The organism is Paenibacillus humicus NBRC 102415, from assembly GCF_004000905.1.
GTDB classification, from domain to species: Bacteria; Bacillota; Bacilli; order Paenibacillales; family Paenibacillaceae; genus Paenibacillus_O; species Paenibacillus_O humicus.
The window spans coordinates 194237-212987 of record NZ_BIMD01000002.1 but is presented as its reverse complement, the minus strand read 5'-3'; the positions used below and the strand labels follow the sequence as shown (position 1 = coordinate 212987).

The following is an 18751-nucleotide window of genomic DNA, read 5'->3' as shown; positions in this document are numbered from 1 at the left end:
CCTGGAGCATTACGGCGAAGCCGGGATTCCCCTGCGCGGCCGACAGCTGAACCTCCGACGCACGAGAAAAAGGACAGACACAAAGTCTGTCCCCTTTTCAATCCGGAATTGCCTTTCCTTCACGCCTGCTGTTTCAATCCCATTCAGGTCTTTGGCAATCAATTCCTTCGCCTGGAAATCCTCCGGTTGCGGATCGCTCTGCCCGGCAATCTCAGGCCTCCGCCGCCAGCCCAAGCTCGGACCATTCGCGCTCGAACAGCTCCCGCAGCTGGCGCTTCCGGTCCTCGTCGACAAAAGCCGCATTGATCGCATGGCCGGCGACCTTGCGGATATCTCCGGCGGAGAAGCGGAACCGGCGAGTCAGATTTTCGTACTCCCGCGTCTGGTTCGTTCCCGAGACGGTCGGATTATCCGTATTGACTGTCACCAGCAGGCCGCTGTCCAGGTAGCTGCGGATCGGATGCGCCTCCATGCAGGATACCGCCTTCGTCTGCACATTGCTGATGACGCACAGCTCGAGGGGAATTCCCTTGACGCGGATGAGCTCCGTCACCTCGGCATCCTCCTGCAGCCTGACCCCGTGTCCGATCCGGCGCGCCCGGAGCTTCTCGACCGCGCAGCGGATGCTGCATGCCCCCGCCGCCTCGCCGGCATGGATCGTGATCGGCAGCCCGAGGCGGTCGGCCAGCTCGAATACTTCCGCATGCAGCTCGTTCGGATAGCCGGCCTCGTCGCCGGCCAAATCGACCCCGACAACTCCTTGCCCATAATAGCGTGCGGCGGCCCTCACGATCTCCTCGTTGTCCATCTGTCCATGATGCCGCATGCAGATCAGAATCATGCGCACGCAGTGGCCGTATTTCTGCTCCGCGGCGCGAAGGCCGGAGCCGACGGACTCGATGACCTCCTCGACCGTCAGCCCCCGGCGGGTATGAAGATGCGGCGCGAAGCGCACTTCCAGGTAGCGGACGTTGTCCAGAGCCGCATCCTCTGCGGCCTCGAATGCGATGCGCGACAGCGAGGATGCCGACTGCATCAGCAGCAGCGGAAGCTCGAACCGCTCCAAATATTCCACCAGACTGCTGCAGGAAGGAGGCGCGGTCATGCGGTCCGTCAAATCCCGCAAATCGCGGCAGCTCAGCTCGATTCCTTCCTCCTCGGCGATCTCCGCGGCTGTCGCCGGCCTGACGCTTCCGTCGAGATGGCAGTGCAATTCGATTTTCGGCAAACGCCTCATCAGATTCGTCGTGACCATGATATGCACCATCCCGTAGATTAATTAGAGATGATGGTATCCAATTTGAAGCTTTATGTCAATATAGATTACGCAAAATAGGCCTTTTCAATTGCATATCTACCCTATACATAACTTAATATGTAATATTATGAATAGATATAAAACAAAGGCGGCCTCTAATCGAGATCCGCCTTTGTCTATTGAACAGGAAAGCTTACAGAGAAATTCCGGATTTGGCGAGCAGCTCCCGAACGGCGACGCTGACCATGATCAGTCCCGCTACCGGCGGCACGAAGGCATTGCTGGCAGGCGGCTGCTGGGCTTTGCGGATTTCCGGAGCGTTGTCCGGCACGATCCGCTGGGTGACGTCCTCGCGCGGCTTTTTAGGCTCTTCCGACGAAAAGACGACCTGGACCCCTTTCTTCACGCCTTCGCGGCGCAGCTTCTGCCGGACGACGCGCGCGACGGGATCCGTATGGGTCTTGGAAATATCCGTCACCTGAAACTTGGTCGGATCGACCTTGTTCGCAGCCCCCATGCTGGAGATGATCGGAATGTTCCGCTCCAGGCACTGCTTGATGAGGTGGACCTTGTAGGAAATCGTGTCGGATGCGTCGAGCACATAATCGAGCGGGTATTCGAACAGCTTCTCGTACGTCTCCTCGGTATAGAACATTCTCAGGCTGACGACGTCGCACTCGGGATTGATCAGCTTGATGCGGTCCCGCATGAGATCCGCCTTCGGCTCGCCGACCGTCGTCGTCAAGGCGTGGATCTGCCGGTTGATATTGGTGATGTCCACGACATCCTTGTCGATCAGGATGATCCGGCCGACGCCGGTACGGGCCAGAGCCTCGGCCGCGATCGAGCCGACGCCGCCGATGCCGAGCACGGCGACGGTGCTCCGCTTCATGGCTTCGATGCCTTCAGGCCCGAAGGCAAGCTCCGTTCGGGAAAATTGATTGAGCATGGGCATTTCCTCCTTTATCCTTTTCGTTATCCTTTCAGGCAGGGCAAAACCGCACCGGTTCCGGTGCGGCCTGCTTCCATGCCTGTAATTTGCAGGGGTCCCTCGACTACGATTGAACGGCCGTGGCTGGAGCCGGCGCCGTTCCCGGAGCCGGCTTCGAGCCCGCTTTCGCAACCGTGCGGATATGCAGCTGCTGAAGCTGGGCGATATCCACCGGAGACGGAGCCGCCGTCAGCAGGTCGGTCGCGCTCGCCGTTTTCGGGAAGGCGATCGTCTCGCGCAGGTTGGTGCGGCCGGCCAGCAGCATGATGAGGCGGTCCAGGCCGAAAGCGATGCCGCCATGCGGAGGCGTGCCGTATTCGAAAGCGTCCAGCAGGAAGCCGAACTGCTCATGCGCCTCCTCCATGCTGAAGCCGAGCGCCGCGAACATCTTCTCCTGGATATCCCGCTTGTAGATCCGCATCGAGCCGCCGCCGACCTCGTATCCGTTGAGCACCAGATCGTAGGCTTGAGCGCGGATCGCTCCGGGATCGGTGTCGAACAGATGCAGATCCTCATCCTTCGGACGGGTGAACGGATGATGCTCGGCGACATAACGCTTCGCTTCCTCGTCCCAGCCGAGCAGCGGGAAGTCCACGACCCAGGCGAACTTGAAGACGGAGTCGTCGATCAGGTTCAGCTGGCGTCCGACCTTCAGCCGCAGGTTGCCGAGAACGTCGGCTGCGACCTTTTTCTTGTCGGCGGAGAACATCAGCAGATCCCCTTCTTCAACGCCGAGACGCCCGGTCAGCGCCTGAATCTCCTCCGGCTTGAGGAATTTCACGATCGGACCGCGCCATTCGCCTTCCTTCACCGTAATCCAGGCAAGTCCCTTGCCGCCGTAGCGGGCCGCGAACGGCTGCAGGTCGTCAAGCTCCTTGCGGCTCCATCCTGCGCAGCCTTTGGCGTTCAGGACGCGTACGACGCCGCCGGAAGCAGCTACGCTCGCGAACACCTTCACGTCGCTGTCCTTCACGATGTCCGTAATATCTTCAATTTCCAGACCGAAGCGCAGATCCGGCTTGTCGGAGCCGTATTTGTCCATGGCATCCGCATAGGTGATGCGCTGGAACGGGGCAGTTATGTCGGCGCCTACCGTTTCCTTGAACAGGCGCTGGGCCAGCTTCTCCATCATCGCGAGCAGCTGGTCTTGCGTCAGGAAGGAAGTCTCGATGTCGACCTGGGTGAATTCCGGCTGGCGGTCGGCGCGAAGATCCTCATCGCGGAAGCAGCGGGCGATCTGGTAGTAGCGCTCGACGCCGCCGACCATGAGCAGCTGCTTGAAGAGCTGCGGCGATTGCGGCAGCGCGTAGAACTCCTCCGGATGCACGCGGCTCGGCACGAGATAGTCGCGCGCTCCCTCCGGCGTGCTCTTGGTGAGGATCGGCGTTTCCACTTCGACGAATTCCTCTCCGTCGAGGAAGTCGCGGAAGATTTTGGACGCCTTGGAGCGGAGCAGCAGCGTGCGCTGCATCTCCGGACGGCGCAGGTCCAGGTAGCGGTACTTCAGGCGGAGAGGCTCGTCGACCTCGATGCCGTCCTCGATCGGAAACGGCGGCGTTTTGGCGGCATTGAGAATCTCGATCTCGGTGATGCGGACTTCGATCTCGCCGGTGGCCAGGTTCGGATTGCGAGTTTCCGCGTCGCGTTCAACGACGGTTCCCTTCACAGCGAGCACATACTCGCTGCGCGCGCGGTCGGCGATGCCGAGCGCGTCGCCCGAATAAGCCGGATTGAAGACGATCTGTACGATGCCCGTGCGGTCGCGCAGGTCGATGAACAGCACGCCGCCGAGGTCGCGCCGGCGCTGCACCCATCCTTTCAGTTCCACGGTCTTGCCTACGTCGGCTTTGGTCAGCCGGCCGCATTGATAAGCTTGTTCGCTCATTTCTGTCACTCCTTCGGATGATTGGCACGGGTTCCCATGCTCTATTTGAGTAGCCTTGAAATCGCTGGAAATTCCGATTCCGCGGCTAAGGCCGAACTTTCAAGGATGCGGTCGACAGTTGGATTCCGAATGCGGATCAGCCTTTGATTTCGGAAGCCAAGCTTGCGAGAGGAACCATGCGCTGCTCGCCGGTATCCATCTCCTTAAGGGAAATCTGGCCGGCCGCCAGCTCGTCGTCGCCCAGAATCGCCGTATAACGCGCGGCGTAACGGTCGGCCGATTTCATCTGCGCCTTCATCTTGCGTCCCTGATAGTCGCGTTCTGCGGACAAGCCGGCTTGGCGAAGCAGCTGAAGCTGCTTGACCGTCTCACGCTCCGCCGCTTCGCCGAGAGCGACCAGATACACGTCGATGCGCGGCTTGGCCGCCTCGCCGCCCTGCTGGTGCTCCAGAATCATGACGGTGCGCTCGATTCCGAGGCCGAATCCGACGCCGGGCTGGTCCGGCCCGCCGATTTCGCCGACGAGGCCGTTGTAGCGGCCTCCGCCGCCGATCGTGTCGATGGCGCCGATGCCCTCCGCTTTGAACTCGAAGGCGGTATTCGTGTAATAATCAAGTCCGCGCACGAGCCGGGAGTTGATGTCATACGGGATGTCCATATCGCTCAGATGCTGCTTCACCTTTTCGAAATGCCGGCTGCTGGCTTCGTCCAGGCTATCGAGAATCGACGGAGCGCCTTCGAAGTGATGCTGGTCGTGCTTGCAGTCCAGTACCCGCAGCGGATTGCGGTCCATGCGGGACTGGCAGTCCTTGCATAGAACGCTGCGCTTGGGCTCCAGGAACTCAAGCAGCTTGCCGCGGAACGCCGCGCGCACCTCGGGCGTCCCGACGGAGTTGATCTCCACGCGCACGTCTCTCAGGCCGACCTCCGTGTAGAAGGTATATCCAAGCGCGATGACCTCCGCATCGAGCGCCGGATCGACCGACCCGAGCGCTTCCACGCCGAATTGGTGGAACTGGCGGTAACGTCCGGCCTGCTGGCGCTCATAGCGGAACATCGGCCCGATGTAATACAGCTTCGTCAGATCGGGTTCGCCGTACATCTTGTTTTCGACATAAGCGCGCACGACGCCGGCCGTTCCTTCCGGACGCAGCGTCAGGCTGCGCCCGCCGCGGTCCTCGAACGTGTACATTTCCTTCTCGACGATATCCGTCGTCTCCCCAACGCCGCGCCGGAACAAGTCCGTCGACTCGAACATCGGCGTACGAATTTCGCGAAAGTTGAATCTGCGGCATATTTCCCTCGCCTTGCTTTCGACGAACTGCCATCTCTCGACTTGTCCGGGCAGCAGATCCTGCGTTCCCGGCATTTTTTGAAATCCCATAACCGCCCCTCCTTGCTTTTGCTCGCTATCATCGCATTCCAACCTATGTTCATCGACAAAAAAAGCTCTCGTCCGCTGACGACCCCGTAAGGTCGTCAGGGACGAGAGCTCGATCTCCCGTGGTGCCACCCTGATTCCGGACAAGAGGCCTAAGGCCGGTCCATCCGCTTCAAAGAACGGTTAACGCCCGTCACACGCATGCCGTCTACGCAAAGGCTGCGCCGTCATGCGCGCAAAAGCCTTCTTCGCCGGATGTTCTCCGGGATGTCATTCCTCCCGCCACCATAAGGACGCTTGCAGCCGTAACGGCGTCCCTCTCTGGATACGTGCGCGCAGAGTACTTCTTCCCATCATCAAAGGTTGGTTTCAATTGAGATTCATTCTACCGCTGTAAAGGGATCAAGTCAAGCCGCTCTCCTCGCAGGAACAAAAAAAAGAGCCCGGCAAGCGGGCTCTGAAGTCTTGCCATATTAAAAAGGGGGTCGAGATCAAGTATAGCCCGGCTGTGTTAAGCGATGATGTTGCCCAGATTACAATTGGATGACAAAATCGCTTCTGCCGGCATGAAAGGTCAGCTATCTTCCCGATCTTCCTTTTTGGGAGCGGGTCCGCCCCCAGCCCAGTCTTCCGCGAACTCCAGATCGTCCTCCAGATCGTCCAGCAGCAGCGCTTCCCGTCTGTCCGCCTGGAGAATCCGGCTGGAAGCGCGGCTCAGCATCTGCATTTTGCGTCCCTGCCGCATGGCGGCCACTTCCTTTCTCGCCGTCAAATCGCTTATGAAGCGTCTGTCGAGGTTCCGGTAAGTAGTGTTGCCGCATAACGTCTTCGTTAGTCCGGGAAGCAGGGATTAATCGCGGCTGTCCACGATCAGCGTAACCGGACCGTCGTTGACGAGGGATACATCCATCATGGCCCCGAAACGGCCCGTCTCCACCTGGAGCCCCAGCGCGCGCAGCGCTCCGTTGAACGCTTCGTAGAGCGGCTCGGCATGCTCCGGCCGGGCTGCGGACATGAAGTTGGGACGCCTTCCCTTTCGGCAATCGCCGTACAGGGTGAACTGGGACACCGAAAGCACGGCGCCGCCCGCGTCGAGCACGCTCAGGTTCATCTTCCCGTCCCCGTCCTCGAAGATGCGCAGGTTCGCGACCTTGTCCGCCATCCAGGTGATATCGACTTCGGTGTCCTCATGGGTAAGTCCGACAAGCAGCATCAGTCCCTGGCCGATGCTGCCGACGACTGCGCCCCCGACAGAGACCGATGCGCTGGAGCAGCGCTGAACGACGACTTTCACGATGGGCCACCGTCCTCTATCTATTGCATGATGCGCTGAACCGAGTAGATGTCCTTGACGCGCTTGATCTTGTCCACGACAGACTGCAAATGCTCGATGTTGCGGATCAGGATGGTCATATGGATGATGACCATCTTGTTCTTGCCCGTGCGTCCCGTGACGGCGGAAATATTCGTCTTGCTCTCCGCGACTGCCTGCAGAACCTCGTTGAGCAGGCCGCGATGGTCGTAGCCGGTAATCTCGATATCGACGCTGTAGTTCGACTCCGTCGACTCTTCCCATTCGACCTCGATGACGCGCTCCGCGTCGTCCTCCTTGCCTTCGACAGGAAGATTCGGGCAATCCTGCCGGTGAACGGACACTCCGCGTCCGCGCGTAATATAACCTACGATTTCATCGCCGGGAACCGGATTGCAGCAGCGGGCGAAGCGGACGAGCAGGTTGTCGATGCCTTTGACGGTCACGCCGCCGGTCGCCGCCTTCTTGCGGGTCCCCGGAGACTTCACCTCGGTCGGCTCGTTCGTAAGCTCGATCAGCTGCGCGGCTTCGGCTTCCCGCCGCATCTTCTCGGTCAGCTTGGTGCAGATCTGCGCGGCGGTGATGCCGCCGAAGCCGATCGCGGACATCATGTCCTCGACATCGTGGAAGCTGAACTTGGACGCGGCCTCCATGAGCTTGTCCTCGGCCATCCAGGCGGACGGCTCGAGGCCGAGCCGCTTCAGCTCGCGCTCCAGCATGTCGCGGCCCTTGATGACGTTTTCCTCGCGCCGCTCTTTTTTGAACCAGGCTTTGATCTTGGTCCGGGCATGCGAGGATTTCGTGATCTTGATCCAGTCCTGGCTCGGGCCGTAGGAATGCTTCGAGGTCAGAATCTCCACGATGTCGCCGGTCTTGAGCTTATGGTCGAGCGGCACGATCCGGCCGTTCACCTTGGCCCCGATCGTCCGGTTGCCGACCTCCGTATGGATCCGGTACGCAAAATCAAGCGGAACGGAACCGGCCGGCAGCTCGATCACTTCGCCTTTGGGGGTGAACACGAACACCAGATCCGAGAAGAAGTCCATCTTGAGCGACTCCATGAACTCGGAGGCGTCCTCGGCCTCGTTCTGCAGCTCCAGAATTTCGCGGAACCAGCCCATCTTGTCCTCGATATTGCCGCTCGGTCCCGCCGATCCTTCCTTATAGGCCCAGTGGGCCGCGACGCCGTACTCGCTCGTGCGGTGCATCTCCCAGGTGCGGATCTGGACCTCGGTCGGCTCGCCGTTCGGTCCCACGACGGTCGTATGCAGCGATTGGTACATGTTGGCCTTCGGCATCGCGACATAGTCCTTGAAGCGGCCCGGCATCGGCTTCCACAGCGTATGGATGATGCCGAGCGTCGCGTAGCAGTCCTTGATGTTGTCCACGATGATGCGGATCGCCATCAGATCATAGATTTCATTGAACTGCTTGTTGCGCATCGTCATCTTGCGGTAAATGCTGTAAATATGCTTGGGGCGCCCCGAAATATCGCCGTCGATGCCCATTTCCTCCAGCTTTTCCGTGATCCGGCCGATGACGACAGCGATGTACTGCTCCCGCTCCGCACGCTTTTTCTTCATCAAATTGGCGATCCGGTAATACTGCTGCGGATTGAGATAGCGCAGGGCGATATCCTCCATCTCCCACTTGATCGCGGAGATGCCGAGCCTGTGGGCGATCGGACAGAAAATCTCCAGGGTCTCGTAGGCGATGCGGCGCTGCGCCTCCTCCGATTGGAACTTCAGCGTGCGCATATTATGAAGCCGGTCCGCAAGCTTGATGAGAATGACGCGGATGTCCTGAGCCATCGCCACGAACATCTTGCGGTAGTTCTCGTTCTGCTGTTCTTCCTTGGACCGGAATTTGATCTTTTCCAGCTTGGTGAGGCCGTCGACCAGCATGGCGCAGGTATCTCCGAACCTCGCTCGGACCTGTTCCACCTCGACAGTCGTATCCTCCACAACGTCATGCAGCAGCGCCGCTATGATGGAAGTCACGTCCATCTCCATATTGACCAGGATTTCCGCCACGGCCACCGGATGGAGAATATAGGGCTCTCCCGATTTGCGCACCTGCCCGTGATGGGCCTGGTCGGCAAATTCATAGGCTTCCCGGATCCTGTTCAGATCCTGGTCCCTCATATAAGTCGACGCCTTAGCGAGTAATTGCTCTATGCCCATGAAACGTCCCTTTCCATCCAAATGTCATCGTTCGACTTCTACCGTGTCCCAGTACCTATGAAATAAGTTTAACTCCTATTATGCCCCTACAATACGGGCTGCGTCAACTGAACTTGAAGCGATACGGTCCTCCCTCCGAACGCGGCACACAGGTCCACCATAAACAATGGTTCAAATTCCTTATTCTGTTATTCATTTGGCGGAAATGTCTCTAGATCGACAAAAAAAGACGGCCGATGACCGGCCGTCATTATTTCCTGAGAAATAATTACCCATGAAGCATTTAGTATTTCATCAGGGAGAAGATGTCCAATCCGCCAAGCTTGGCGCGTCCGTCCAAATAGCCGAGCTCGATCAGGAACGAAGCTCCTACCACCTCGCCGCCGAGCTGTTCGATGAGGTTGATCGTCGTCGCGATCGTACCGCCGGTGGCGAGCAGATCGTCGGCGATAAGCACGCGCTGTCCCGGCTTGATGGCATCCTTGTGGACGGCGAGCGTGTCTTTGCCGTATTCGAGATCATAACCGGCCTCGACGGTCTCTCCCGGAAGCTTGCCGCTTTTGCGGATCGGCACGAAGCCGACTCCGAGAGCGATCGCAAGCGGAGCTCCGACGACGAAGCCGCGCGCCTCCGGACCGGCGATCAGGTCGATCTCTTTGCCGTGGGCCGCTTTTTTGAGCTCATCGATCGCCGCACGGTATACTTCGCCGTTGTTCAGCAGCGTCGTAATGTCCTTGAAGCGGATGCCTGGCTGAGGAAAATCTTCGATAACGCGGATATATTCTTTGAAGTTCATGATTGTCGAGCTCCTTTTATTCCCTATGCGGGTAGTTCGGTATGATGGCTTGATGCCGGCAAGCCGGCTATCCAAGATTTGATGTCTTCGGTGGCGGAAAAGAGCCTGGACATGATCTTCTCTTCTTCCAGCGCCTCCAAGTAAAGCGCGGATTCCGAGAGGTCCCTGCGGGCCGGGGCTTCGGCGGCTGTCCAGCCCTCGTCGCGCCGCTCGATGAAGCCCAGCTGATGAAACACTTCCAATGCCAGAGAGGCTCGCTCCGGCGGGCAGCCCGCAGCCTCGGCCAGCCTCCGTCCCGCCTGCCCGGCAGGCAGCGGAGACAGCTTGCGGATCCAGGCGTACAGCCTGCCCATGCCCGGCCGCTCCAGCCAATCCGCGGAGCCTTTCTGATCGGCCGGATAGAGCAGATGCAGCGCCTCCAGCCCATGGCTGAGCCGAAGAGCTTTCTCCAGCCTGATGCAGGATGACGGACTTCCATAAAGGATGATTTCCTGGCAGGAGAAGCCTCCTGCCGGAACCTCTTCGGGAAGGCAATGAGTCCATCCGGGATTGCCGCTTCCTTCGCTTCCTGCTGCGATCTCGAGAGCGCTGGACAAATGAAGCCTTTCCCTCGTCACGATGACGGCCGTTCTCTTTTCCTGCCGGAGCCTCTCGATGATCGAGGCGAGGCGGCCGACCGGATCCCTTGTCCCTCGGAAGTCGTACACCCTCGGCTCTCTGACCCTCAAATCGCGGATCATCAGCTGCGGCTTCCGCTTCCCGTTCCATTCGTTCACCGTCAGCTCCCCTACGATGTCCGCCCTCAAGGAAGCGGCGAGCGGATCGGCGAATTCGCCCATGCCGAATCCGATCGCGTCCAGCTTCGCCGGGGTGATGCCGCTGCTCAGAGCGAGCTTGAGATGCGTCTTTTCCTTGCCGAGCAGGCGGACATCGCCGATGCCCGCTACGCTGATCAGCAGCTTCGGCACCGGATTGCCGCTGCCGTAAGGCTCAAGCAGCGCCAGCTCGCCGGCAGTCTCGATCGACGCCTCCTCGATGGGACAGACCAAATCGATGTCGCAGACCGGAATGTAGTCCTCCGGACGCAGCTGAAGCTCCGCTTGCGCGCAAAGGGCTTCTTCCAGCTCGTCCAGACGGGTGCGGTGCAGCGTCATGCCCGCTGCGGCCGCGTGGCCTCCGTAATGCTCCATCAGTTCCTTGCAGGAACTCAGAGCTTCGAACAGATCATAACCCGGAATCGACCTTGCCGATCCTTTGCACATTCCCGATTGCTCGTCAAGTCCGAGCAGCACGGTCGGACGGTAATGCTTCTCCAGCAGCTTGGAAGCTACGATGCCGACAACGCCGGGATTCCAGCCCGCACCGGCGAGCACGATCACTCCGGGGCGGGGAGCGCCTTGCTCGTCGGCCCGGCGGCAGCGTTCCTGCCACATGGCTTCGGCTTCCTTGGCGATATCGGCGACAACCTCGCGGCGCTCGATATTGAGCTCGTCCAGGCTCGAGGCGATTTCCTCGGCTTCCTCCCGATTATCGGTGACAAGAAGGACTACGGCCGGAGCGGCATGATCGAGCCGGCCGGCGGCGTTGACTCTCGGCCCCATCTGGAAGCCGATATCGGAAGCCGTGACCGCCTCCGTCTTGATGCCGCCCGCTTCGGCCAAAGCCGCGAAGCCGGGGCGAGGCGAAGTTCGAATGACATGCAGGCCGGAGCGAACGATAATGCGGTTCTCGTCGGCCAATGGCATCAAGTCCGCAATCGTTCCCAGAGCGGCGATATCGCTCCATTCCAGGGGAATGCGGCCCAGCAGGCACTGGGCGAGCTTGAATGCGACTCCCGCGCCGCACAGTCCCTTGAACGGATAAGCGCAGCCAGGCTGCTTGGGGTTCACGATGGCATCGGCATCGGGAAGAACGTCGGGAGGCTCGTGATGATCCGTAACGACGACCGACAAGCCCAGCTTGCGGGCATGCGCGATCGGCTCGACGGCGCTGATTCCGTTGTCGACCGTGACGATAAGCGTGAATCCCTCTCTCGCAGCCTTGTCCACGGCCGGGATGTTCATGCCATATCCTTCCCGGGTACGATGCGGAATATAATAGTCATGGCGAATGCCCAGCTCGCGCATCAGAAGGATCATCAAGGCGGTGGAGGAAACCCCGTCCGCATCGTAATCTCCGTACACCAGCACTTTCTCCCCGTCTGCCGCGGCCTTCCGGATGCGGGCGGCCGCTTCCTCCATTCCCTTGAGCAGATAGGGATCATGCATCGACTCGATTCCCGCTCCCATGAAGTCATGGGCCGTTTCCGGCGTCATGCACCCTCTTTGGACGAGCAGTCTCGCCGCCAGCGGATTCAGGCCAAGGGCAGCCTGAATCGATTGCGCGGCCTGGTTTTCCTCTTCATTCAGCTTTCTTATGTTCCAGCGGGTTTTGGACCCGATCACGTTGTACCCGCCTCCATCCTTGCCATTCGGTGTGTAGCTTGCTGCTTATATCTGCCGCTTGCCGCCACAGGCTGGTTCTCAAAACGAAATCCAAGCAGAGAAACGCTGCCCTCTGCGGCTGCTGGCCGTTCCGGAAGACCGGATCAGCCCGCAGCAGGCGGCGGCAGCGTTATGCCCAGGACGGACCAGCCGGCTCTTACTGAAGCAGCGTCGGCATATGCTCCTGATTGGGATCATGATTGGATTTGTACGGATAGCCGGGATTATAAGGCTCTACGCAGATTTTGACGTCATGGATATGCATGAATCGCTTGAGGACCAGCTGCTTGACCCGCCGCCCGATGTCCGCCCCTTCGAGAACGGAAATCCGCGGATTGACGCTGATGACGATTTCGGCGGATATCCTGCCTCCGCTCATATGCGGCTGGACCGCTTCAACCGTCACGACGCCGTCGACTCTTTGGATGATCTCCGTCATGTCCTCGGCGAGACCGGAATGGTCTGCGGGTGCCGGTTCCTTCTTTTTGCCGGTTCCAAGAAAAAGAAGATAGCCCTTGTAGACGATGAAAGCCCCGATGAGGACCGATGCGGCAGGATCCAGATAAGTCATCCAGGTCCATCCGCTCTCGCCTCCGGCCCAAGCGCCGGCGGCTCCGGCGGCCGCCGTCAGCGAGACCGCCCATTCCCATCCGGGAATGGGGCCTCTTACGAACAGAAGCCGCAAGGCAAGGCAGATCGGAATGACGAAGGCAGCCGGCAGCTGCGGATAGCCGTCAAGCGGCTCCATCATGCGGTTGAGAGCGAGTACGGCCATCTGCAGGCCGATGACGATGAGAAAAATGGAGAACACATAAGCGAATGTATGCTCCCTGCCCATACGCTGCACGTTGTCCCCGCTGCGGCGGCTGTGCTCCTTGCCGGATGCTTGCGCCGCATAGGAGGAGCATGCGTCCGAAGCGGAACGGAAAGCATCGGACAGCAGAACGGAACTGCCGAAGAGGGAACCGGCCGTTCCCTTGATGACGGCGAGCCCGATATGGACTCCGGTCTCCCTCCGCCGGCCGGCCGCAGCTTGGCCGGATTGCGGTAGCTTGTCGGCCATGGCTTCAGCCTCCCGTTATGAAGCTGCCGGATTGCCGGCGGAAGCCGGCTTCGACTTGGAATTCTTCTTCATGAGCAGCCACAGCGGGCTTGCGATGAAGATGGAGGAATACGCTCCGCTGAACAGGCCGACCAGCATGGCCAGCGAGAACAGGCGGATCGATTCGCTGCCGAAAATGAACAGCGCCAAAGCGGCGAACAGCACCGTAAGCGCCGTGTTGATGGAGCGCGTCATCGTCTGCCATACGCTGTCGTTTACGACCTTGATATAGTCCTTGAATGTCTTGATCTTCGCGAATCGCAGGTTTTCGCGGATCCGGTCGAAGATGACGATCGTATCGTTGATGGAGTAGCCGATGATCGTCAGAATCGCGACGATGAACGGCAGATTGACTTCCAGGCGGAATATCGAGAAGACGCTGATGACGATGAAGGCATCGTGGACGAGAGCCACGACGGCCGCAAGGCCGAAGCGCCATTCAAAGCGGATGGCGATATAGATAATGATGCCGATGCAAGCCAGCAGCATCGCCTTCAGCGCGTTCCACTGCAGCTCGCGGGCGATCTCGACATCGACCGTGTTGACCTCGACCGAAGAGCCGGGATCGAACTTCGCTTTAAGATCCGTTTTGAGCTGCTCCTCCTTGCTCTGGCTGAGCACTTCGTCGAATCGGATCGTCATCCGGTTGTCGCCGAAGGTCGGCGCGTTGTGCTTGCCGAATTCTCCGGCCTGGAGATAGGATTCGATCTCCTGGCGCTGGGCGGACAAGTCCTTGGTCGACTTGACGTCCACGCTGGAGCCCGACTTGAAATCGACGCCGTAGTTGAGTCCCAGAGCCGCGAGCGCCACGATGCCGGCGATCGTGATGACGATCGAGAAGATGTAGAAATACTTGCTGTAATGGACAAAATCGATCCGGGATTCCTTAGAGCGCACGGATTTCACTCTCCTTCACGCCGTAATAGCCCGGCTTGTTGAATTTGCCGCTCTTGATCATCAGCCAGAGCAGGTAGCGGGAAACGACTACGTTGGAGATCAGGCTGATGATGATGCTCAGAAGCAGCGTGATGGCGAATCCTTTGACGGATCCGACACCGATGAAGAACAGAACGCCGGCGGCGATGATCGTCGTGACATGGGAGTCGATGATCGTGCGCAGGGAAGTTTTGGAGCCGGCGCGGAAAGCGCTCAGCAGGCTCTTGCCGGAACGCATCTCTTCCTTGATCCGCTCCGCCGTCAGGATATTGGCGTCGACGGCGATGCCGATGCCGAGAATGAAAGCCGCGATGCCGGGAAGCGTAAGCGTCGCGTTGAGCGCGATATGCGCCGCAAGCAGCAGCCACGTATAGATGATCAGGGATACGCTGGCCGCGATGCCCGGCACCCGATAGAACACGAGCATGAAGAGCACGATGAAGATCGTGCCGACGAGACCGGCGAAAATCGTGTCGTCGAGCGACTGCTTGCCGAGCGAGGCGCCTACGGATTGCGTGTATTTCACTTCGAGCTTCAGCGGCAGGGCGCCGAGGTTGATCGTGTCGCGGATATTCATCGCTTCTTCTTGCGTGTAGCCCCCGGTGATCTGGGCGTCGCTGCTGTTGATCGTCGAGGACACGGCCGGAGCCGAAAGCTGGTTCTCGTCGAGATAAATGGCGAGCTGGTTGTTTCCGGTCACGGCCAGCTTGGCCACCTCGGCCGTCACCTTGGCGAACTGGGCGGCATCCTTGAGCTTGATGTTGATCTGATAGCGTCCGAAGTCATCGCGCTGGACCGATGCGCCGCCTTCCTTGAAGTCGCTGCCGGTCAATTCGACCTTGCAGTAGCCGGCCTCCTTGGCGCAGCCGATGGCGCTGCGGAAGGTCAGGTTCGCCGGCTTGACGAGATCCTCGCGCAGCTTGGCTTCCTTGGCTTCGTCCATGCCCGCGATGCGGATGCGGATGCGGTCCGTGCCTTCCGTCGTGACTTCAGGCTCGGACACGCCGTCTTTGTTGACGCGCTTCTCGAGGCTTTTTGCCGTCTCCGTCAACGACTCGCGCGTCACTTTGCTGCCTTCGTTCAAAGGCTTGGCCTGGTAGAGGATTTCGAATCCGCCTTTGAGGTCTAGACCTAACCGGGTCTTATCCAAGAGGGCGGGGCTTGTCCAACCAATGACGCCGAAACTGACGACGACAATGATCAGGAATGCTAGCATCCGTTTCATAATTCCTGATGTTCCTCCTTAAGTTCACAATCGTTTCTATTATAACGATGACGGAAATTTGAGTCAAAAAAAAGAAACCCTTGTCAAAATCAGGGTTCTTTCCACGCGCTCATCGTCAGATGGTTCATGAGCTGGGTCGCCTTAAGGGACAAGATGTCATTTACGAGCTTGTGCAGCAGCGGCTCTCCCGACTTGATATACCGGGCTTGAACGCATTCCCATACATCGGTCCCCGTCACCTGCTCGTAACCGATCCAGCGGAACTCCTCCGCCTTGCTCTCGCACAGGGCGAAGATCTCCTCGCTCATTTCCTTTTCCGTCATGCGGCAACTCGCCTCCCCTGTTGACTATCCGCCTCAAGCCGTCGAACTGATTTCATTCGACGCAGAGGCCCGCTTTCCTCCCTCGATCCGGCTTCTTCCCAAAAAACATAGACATGCCGGGTGCCGGATGCCGCATAAACATGCTGTACGGACGTGCCCGCCCGCTGCCGGGCCAGCACAATGAACACCGTTAGGGAAGAGGAAGGAATCTATGACGAAGCCGAACAAACCAACCAAGCAAACCTTTATCAAGGGAGCCATGATCCTGCTTGCGGCGGGCGTCATCAACCGGATTCTCGGTTTCGTCCCCCGCATCGCCCTTCCCCGCGTCATCGGAGCCGAAGGGGTCGGCATCTACCAGCTCAGCTACCCGTTCCTCGGCGTGCTGCTGACTCTCATTACAGGCGGCATCCCGCTGGCCGTCGCCAAATGGATCGCGGAAGCCGACTCCAAGGGGGAGGGCCACCGCGTCAAGCAGATTTTCCGCACCGCCATGCTGCTGACGATCGCCCTTGCCCTCGCGATGACGGCTCTGATGCTGCTCGGCGCCGAATGGATCACGACCCGCGTCCTGACCGACAGCCGCGTGTACCGGCCGTTCGTCATGATGGCGCCGATGCTTCTCATCATCGGGGTATCGTCCGTATACAGAGGCTATTTCCAAGGCAAGCAGAACATGATCCCGACCGCCCAGTCCCAGGTCGTGGAGACGGTGCTGCGGATTGCCGGGCAATTGCTGCTGGCTTTCCTTCTGCTCCCGTACGGACTCGAGTGGGCAGCCGCAGGCGCGATGATGGGAACCGTCATCGGGGAGATCGCCGGCTTGCTGATCTTGTTCTGGCATGCAGCCAGAGACAAGGGAAAGTCCGCTGCGGCAGTTCCCGCCCCCCCTGCCGGCGCTCCACCTTTTTCTCAAGACTTCAAGAACGAAGACCGCGTTCCCGTGCTGAAAAAGCTGCTGCGCCTTTCCATCCCAGTTACCGGCAGCCGGCTGGTCGGCTCCCTGTCCTATCTGCTGGAATCGATTCTGACCGCCCGCAGCCTCGCCGCCGCAGGCATCGCGACCGGTGCCGCCACCGCGCAATACGGCGCCCTTCAAGGGATGATCATTCCGCTGCTGCTGCTGCCGACGGCTCTGACCTACTCCCTGTCCGTGTCTCTGATTCCATCCCTGTCGGCCGCAGCGGCCAGAGGAGACATGGCCTCGATCCACAAGCGTCTCCATCAGTCCCTCCGCCTCGCTCTCGTCAGCGGCGCCCCCTTTGTCGTCGTCATGGGACTGCTCGCGGAGCCGCTGTGCCGGCTGATGTACAACCACGGGGAAATCGCCCCGCTGCTTGCCCTGCTCGCTCCCGCCGGCATCTTCATCTACTTGCAAGGACCGCTCCAGGCAGCCCTGCAGGCGCTAGACAAACCCGGAACGGCTCTGTTCAATACGACCGTAGGCGCTTGCGTGAAGCTGTATCTGATCGTCGAGCTCGCATCTCGTCCCGAGCTCGGAATCTATGGCGCTGTCATCGCGATCGTCGTCAACATCATCCTCGTCACTGCCCTCCACGGCATCAGCGTCATGCGCTGCGCCGGGTACCGCATGAAGCTGCCCGACTTCATCAAGGTCGGAAGCGCCATGATCATCATGGGAGCCTGCTGCAGGTGGCTGATGAGCAGAGGGCCGCTGCCAGCCGAATGGCTCAATCTGATCGTTTCTTGCGCAGCCGGCGCCGCGGTTTATTTATTTTTGATGGGAGCCATGGGAATTGTCGACAGACATGACTTGTCCCGAATACCGGGCATCGGGCGCTGGTTCGGGTGAAGCCGGCATGTATGGAGACAAAGCGAAAAGGCAGCTGCATCGCAGCTGCCCGCTTTTTATTTTTTTCGGCGGTTCTCATCGACGAACAGCTCGCCTTTGTGGTCGATCGTGCAGAAGAACACCTGATTCCACTCCGTAAGCCCTCTTTTGCGAAGCTGCTGCTTCAGCCAGAGACGGTTTTTTTCCAGCTTCTCCAGATTATGATCCATGACTCTGCCATCCATGATGAGCGGAACCGGCAGCGTTTCGAATCGATAAGCCGAAGGAAACGTTATGTCGCTTGACGATGAATCCTGCTGCTCATTGTTCTTGTCTTGCTTGTCTTGCTTGTCTTGCTTTCCATGCTTTCCCTGTTTTTGTTCTCCGCCGGAAGAGCTTCCCTGTCCGCTTTGCTGCTGCCCGCTTTGCCGGTTCTGCTGGCCTTGTTGTCCTTGCTGGCTCTGGCCGGAAGACTGGGACTGGCTTTCCTTCGGGATGACGGACAGCTTGCCGCTCGTCTCGAGAATCGCGAATTCCACGTCCGCCACCCTCGCAACCTGGTTTTCCCTCAGCTGAAGCATGAGATCGTCCAGGTTGTAGCGCTGTTTCTTCATTTCCTTCTGATTGAGCTTGCCGTCCGCGATAATGACGCTGGGCTTGCCGTCGAACAGCAGCCGGAGCTTGCGGTTTTTCAGGCCGATATAAGCGATCAGCACCTGAATGATCATCAGCACGGCCATCGGAACGATGCCCTCGATAACCGGCCGTTTCGTATCCTCGATGACAAGAACCGCAATTTCGGCAATCATGAACGAGATGACGAGGTCGAACACGCTCATTTTGCCGATTTCCCGCTTTCCCATCAATCTCATGATCAGGAACACGACAAAATAAATCAGGACGGTCCGCAGCAGCAGCGACCCATATTCCATGCTTTCGCCCCCCTTGGCCCAATCATCAAGCGTCAGATGGTATTGTCGCCCCCCCTGTCCGCAGCCATGCACAGCATGACGCAATGAAATGTTGGCAATAAAGGCGAAACGAGGATTTGTCCTTCCCATCGGCAGGGCTGTACTAATTCCCG

General features: G+C 59.3%; 15 protein-coding genes. 1 reads left to right on the top strand and 14 read right to left on the bottom strand.

Annotation, left to right across the window (positions count from 1 at the left end):
* Nucleotides 1-211 precede the first annotated feature (211 nt).
* The 13 genes from add to PHU01S_RS02805 all read right to left on the bottom strand — a co-directional run bounded on the left by add (nt 212) and on the right by PHU01S_RS02805 (nt 15875).
* On the bottom strand, nt 212-1255 hold the full coding sequence (gene add / locus PHU01S_RS02860; RefSeq protein ID WP_049867812.1) for an adenosine deaminase: 1044 nt from the start codon (nt 1253-1255) through the stop codon (nt 212-214).
* Between the two features lie 196 nt (nt 1256-1451).
* Nucleotides 1452-2207 (bottom strand): tRNA threonylcarbamoyladenosine dehydratase, encoded by a 756-nt coding sequence (locus tag PHU01S_RS02855; RefSeq protein ID WP_048745163.1) that lies wholly within the window; start codon nt 2205-2207, stop codon nt 1452-1454.
* A 106-nt stretch (nt 2208-2313) separates the two neighbouring features.
* Nucleotides 2314-4134 (bottom strand): aspartate--tRNA ligase, encoded by a 1821-nt coding sequence (aspS, locus tag PHU01S_RS02850; RefSeq protein ID WP_127506021.1) that lies wholly within the window; start codon nt 4132-4134, stop codon nt 2314-2316.
* A 136-nt stretch (nt 4135-4270) separates the two neighbouring features.
* The gene (gene hisS, locus PHU01S_RS02845) at nt 4271-5518 is read right to left on the bottom strand and encodes a histidine--tRNA ligase (RefSeq protein ID WP_127506019.1); all 1248 of its coding nucleotides are present in this window, start codon (nt 5516-5518) and stop codon (nt 4271-4273) included.
* 571 nt (nt 5519-6089) lie between these two features.
* Complete coding sequence (locus tag PHU01S_RS25555) at nt 6090-6260, bottom strand: hypothetical protein (protein WP_157053934.1); 171 nt, start codon at nt 6258-6260, stop codon at nt 6090-6092.
* A 105-nt stretch (nt 6261-6365) separates the two neighbouring features.
* The gene (gene dtd / locus PHU01S_RS02840; protein ID WP_048745166.1) at nt 6366-6809 is read right to left on the bottom strand and encodes a D-aminoacyl-tRNA deacylase; all 444 of its coding nucleotides are present in this window, start codon (nt 6807-6809) and stop codon (nt 6366-6368) included.
* Nucleotides 6810-6829: 20 nt separating this feature from the next.
* Nucleotides 6830-9010 carry a RelA/SpoT family protein gene (locus PHU01S_RS02835; RefSeq protein WP_049867815.1) on the bottom strand — a complete coding sequence of 727 codons (2181 nt, stop codon included), beginning with the start codon at nt 9008-9010 and terminating at the stop codon, nt 6830-6832.
* A 283-nt stretch (nt 9011-9293) separates the two neighbouring features.
* Entirely contained in the window at nt 9294-9806 is a 513-nt protein-coding gene (locus PHU01S_RS02830; RefSeq protein ID WP_021879606.1) for an adenine phosphoribosyltransferase, read from the bottom strand.
* A 23-nt stretch (nt 9807-9829) separates the two neighbouring features.
* Nucleotides 9830-12250, bottom strand: a complete 2421-nt coding sequence (gene recJ, locus PHU01S_RS02825) for a single-stranded-DNA-specific exonuclease RecJ (RefSeq protein ID WP_127506017.1) — start codon at nt 12248-12250, stop codon at nt 9830-9832.
* Nucleotides 12251-12446: 196 nt separating this feature from the next.
* Entirely contained in the window at nt 12447-13352 is a 906-nt protein-coding gene (locus tag PHU01S_RS02820) for a cation diffusion facilitator family transporter (RefSeq protein WP_048745168.1), read from the bottom strand.
* A 15-nt stretch (nt 13353-13367) separates the two neighbouring features.
* Entirely contained in the window at nt 13368-14288 is a 921-nt protein-coding gene (secF, locus tag PHU01S_RS02815) for a protein translocase subunit SecF (RefSeq protein WP_048745169.1), read from the bottom strand.
* Nucleotides 14278-15552, bottom strand: a complete 1275-nt coding sequence (gene secD / locus PHU01S_RS02810) for a protein translocase subunit SecD (RefSeq protein WP_049867817.1) — start codon at nt 15550-15552, stop codon at nt 14278-14280. Before secD ends, secF begins: the two co-directional genes overlap by 11 nt.
* 89 nt (nt 15553-15641) lie before the next feature.
* Nucleotides 15642-15875 (bottom strand): post-transcriptional regulator, encoded by a 234-nt coding sequence (locus PHU01S_RS02805; RefSeq protein ID WP_021879611.1) that lies wholly within the window; start codon nt 15873-15875, stop codon nt 15642-15644.
* Nucleotides 15876-16086: 211 nt separating this feature from the next.
* Between PHU01S_RS02805 and spoVB the strand changes: the two genes are divergently transcribed.
* The gene (gene spoVB / locus PHU01S_RS02800) at nt 16087-17688 is read left to right on the top strand and encodes a stage V sporulation protein B (protein WP_127506015.1); all 1602 of its coding nucleotides are present in this window, start codon (nt 16087-16089) and stop codon (nt 17686-17688) included.
* A gap of 56 nt (nt 17689-17744) precedes the next feature.
* On the opposite strand, the gene PHU01S_RS02795 is transcribed toward spoVB, so the two are convergent.
* Nucleotides 17745-18599: a DUF421 domain-containing protein gene (locus PHU01S_RS02795; RefSeq protein WP_127506012.1), complete on the bottom strand. Its 855-nt coding sequence runs from the start codon at nt 18597-18599 to the stop codon at nt 17745-17747.
* Nucleotides 18600-18751 lie beyond the last annotated feature (152 nt).

What these genes read in the sequence shown, in the direction of transcription:
- add (WP_049867812.1), bottom strand. Translation starts at nt 1,255, where the DNA reads ATGGTCACGACGAATCTGATGAGGCGTTTGCCGAAAATCGAATTGCAC.
- PHU01S_RS02855 (WP_048745163.1), bottom strand. Translation starts at nt 2,207, where the DNA reads ATGCTCAATCAATTTTCCCGAACGGAGCTTGCCTTCGGGCCTGAAGGC.
- aspS (WP_127506021.1), bottom strand. Translation starts at nt 4,134, where the DNA reads ATGAGCGAACAAGCTTATCAATGCGGCCGGCTGACCAAAGCCGACGTA.
- hisS (WP_127506019.1), bottom strand. Translation starts at nt 5,518, where the DNA reads ATGGGATTTCAAAAAATGCCGGGAACGCAGGATCTGCTGCCCGGACAA.
- PHU01S_RS25555 (WP_157053934.1), bottom strand. Translation starts at nt 6,260, where the DNA reads ATGCGGCAGGGACGCAAAATGCAGATGCTGAGCCGCGCTTCCAGCCGG.
- PHU01S_RS02835 (WP_049867815.1), bottom strand. Translation starts at nt 9,010, where the DNA reads ATGGGCATAGAGCAATTACTCGCTAAGGCGTCGACTTATATGAGGGAC.
- PHU01S_RS02830 (WP_021879606.1), bottom strand. Translation starts at nt 9,806, where the DNA reads ATGAACTTCAAAGAATATATCCGCGTTATCGAAGATTTTCCTCAGCCA.
- PHU01S_RS02820 (WP_048745168.1), bottom strand. Translation starts at nt 13,352, where the DNA reads ATGGCCGACAAGCTACCGCAATCCGGCCAAGCTGCGGCCGGCCGGCGG.
- secD (WP_049867817.1), bottom strand. Translation starts at nt 15,552, where the DNA reads ATGAAACGGATGCTAGCATTCCTGATCATTGTCGTCGTCAGTTTCGGC.
- PHU01S_RS02805 (WP_021879611.1), bottom strand. Translation starts at nt 15,875, where the DNA reads ATGACGGAAAAGGAAATGAGCGAGGAGATCTTCGCCCTGTGCGAGAGC.
- spoVB (WP_127506015.1), top strand. Translation starts at nt 16,087, where the DNA reads ATGACGAAGCCGAACAAACCAACCAAGCAAACCTTTATCAAGGGAGCC.
- PHU01S_RS02795 (WP_127506012.1), bottom strand. Translation starts at nt 18,599, where the DNA reads ATGGAATATGGGTCGCTGCTGCTGCGGACCGTCCTGATTTATTTTGTC.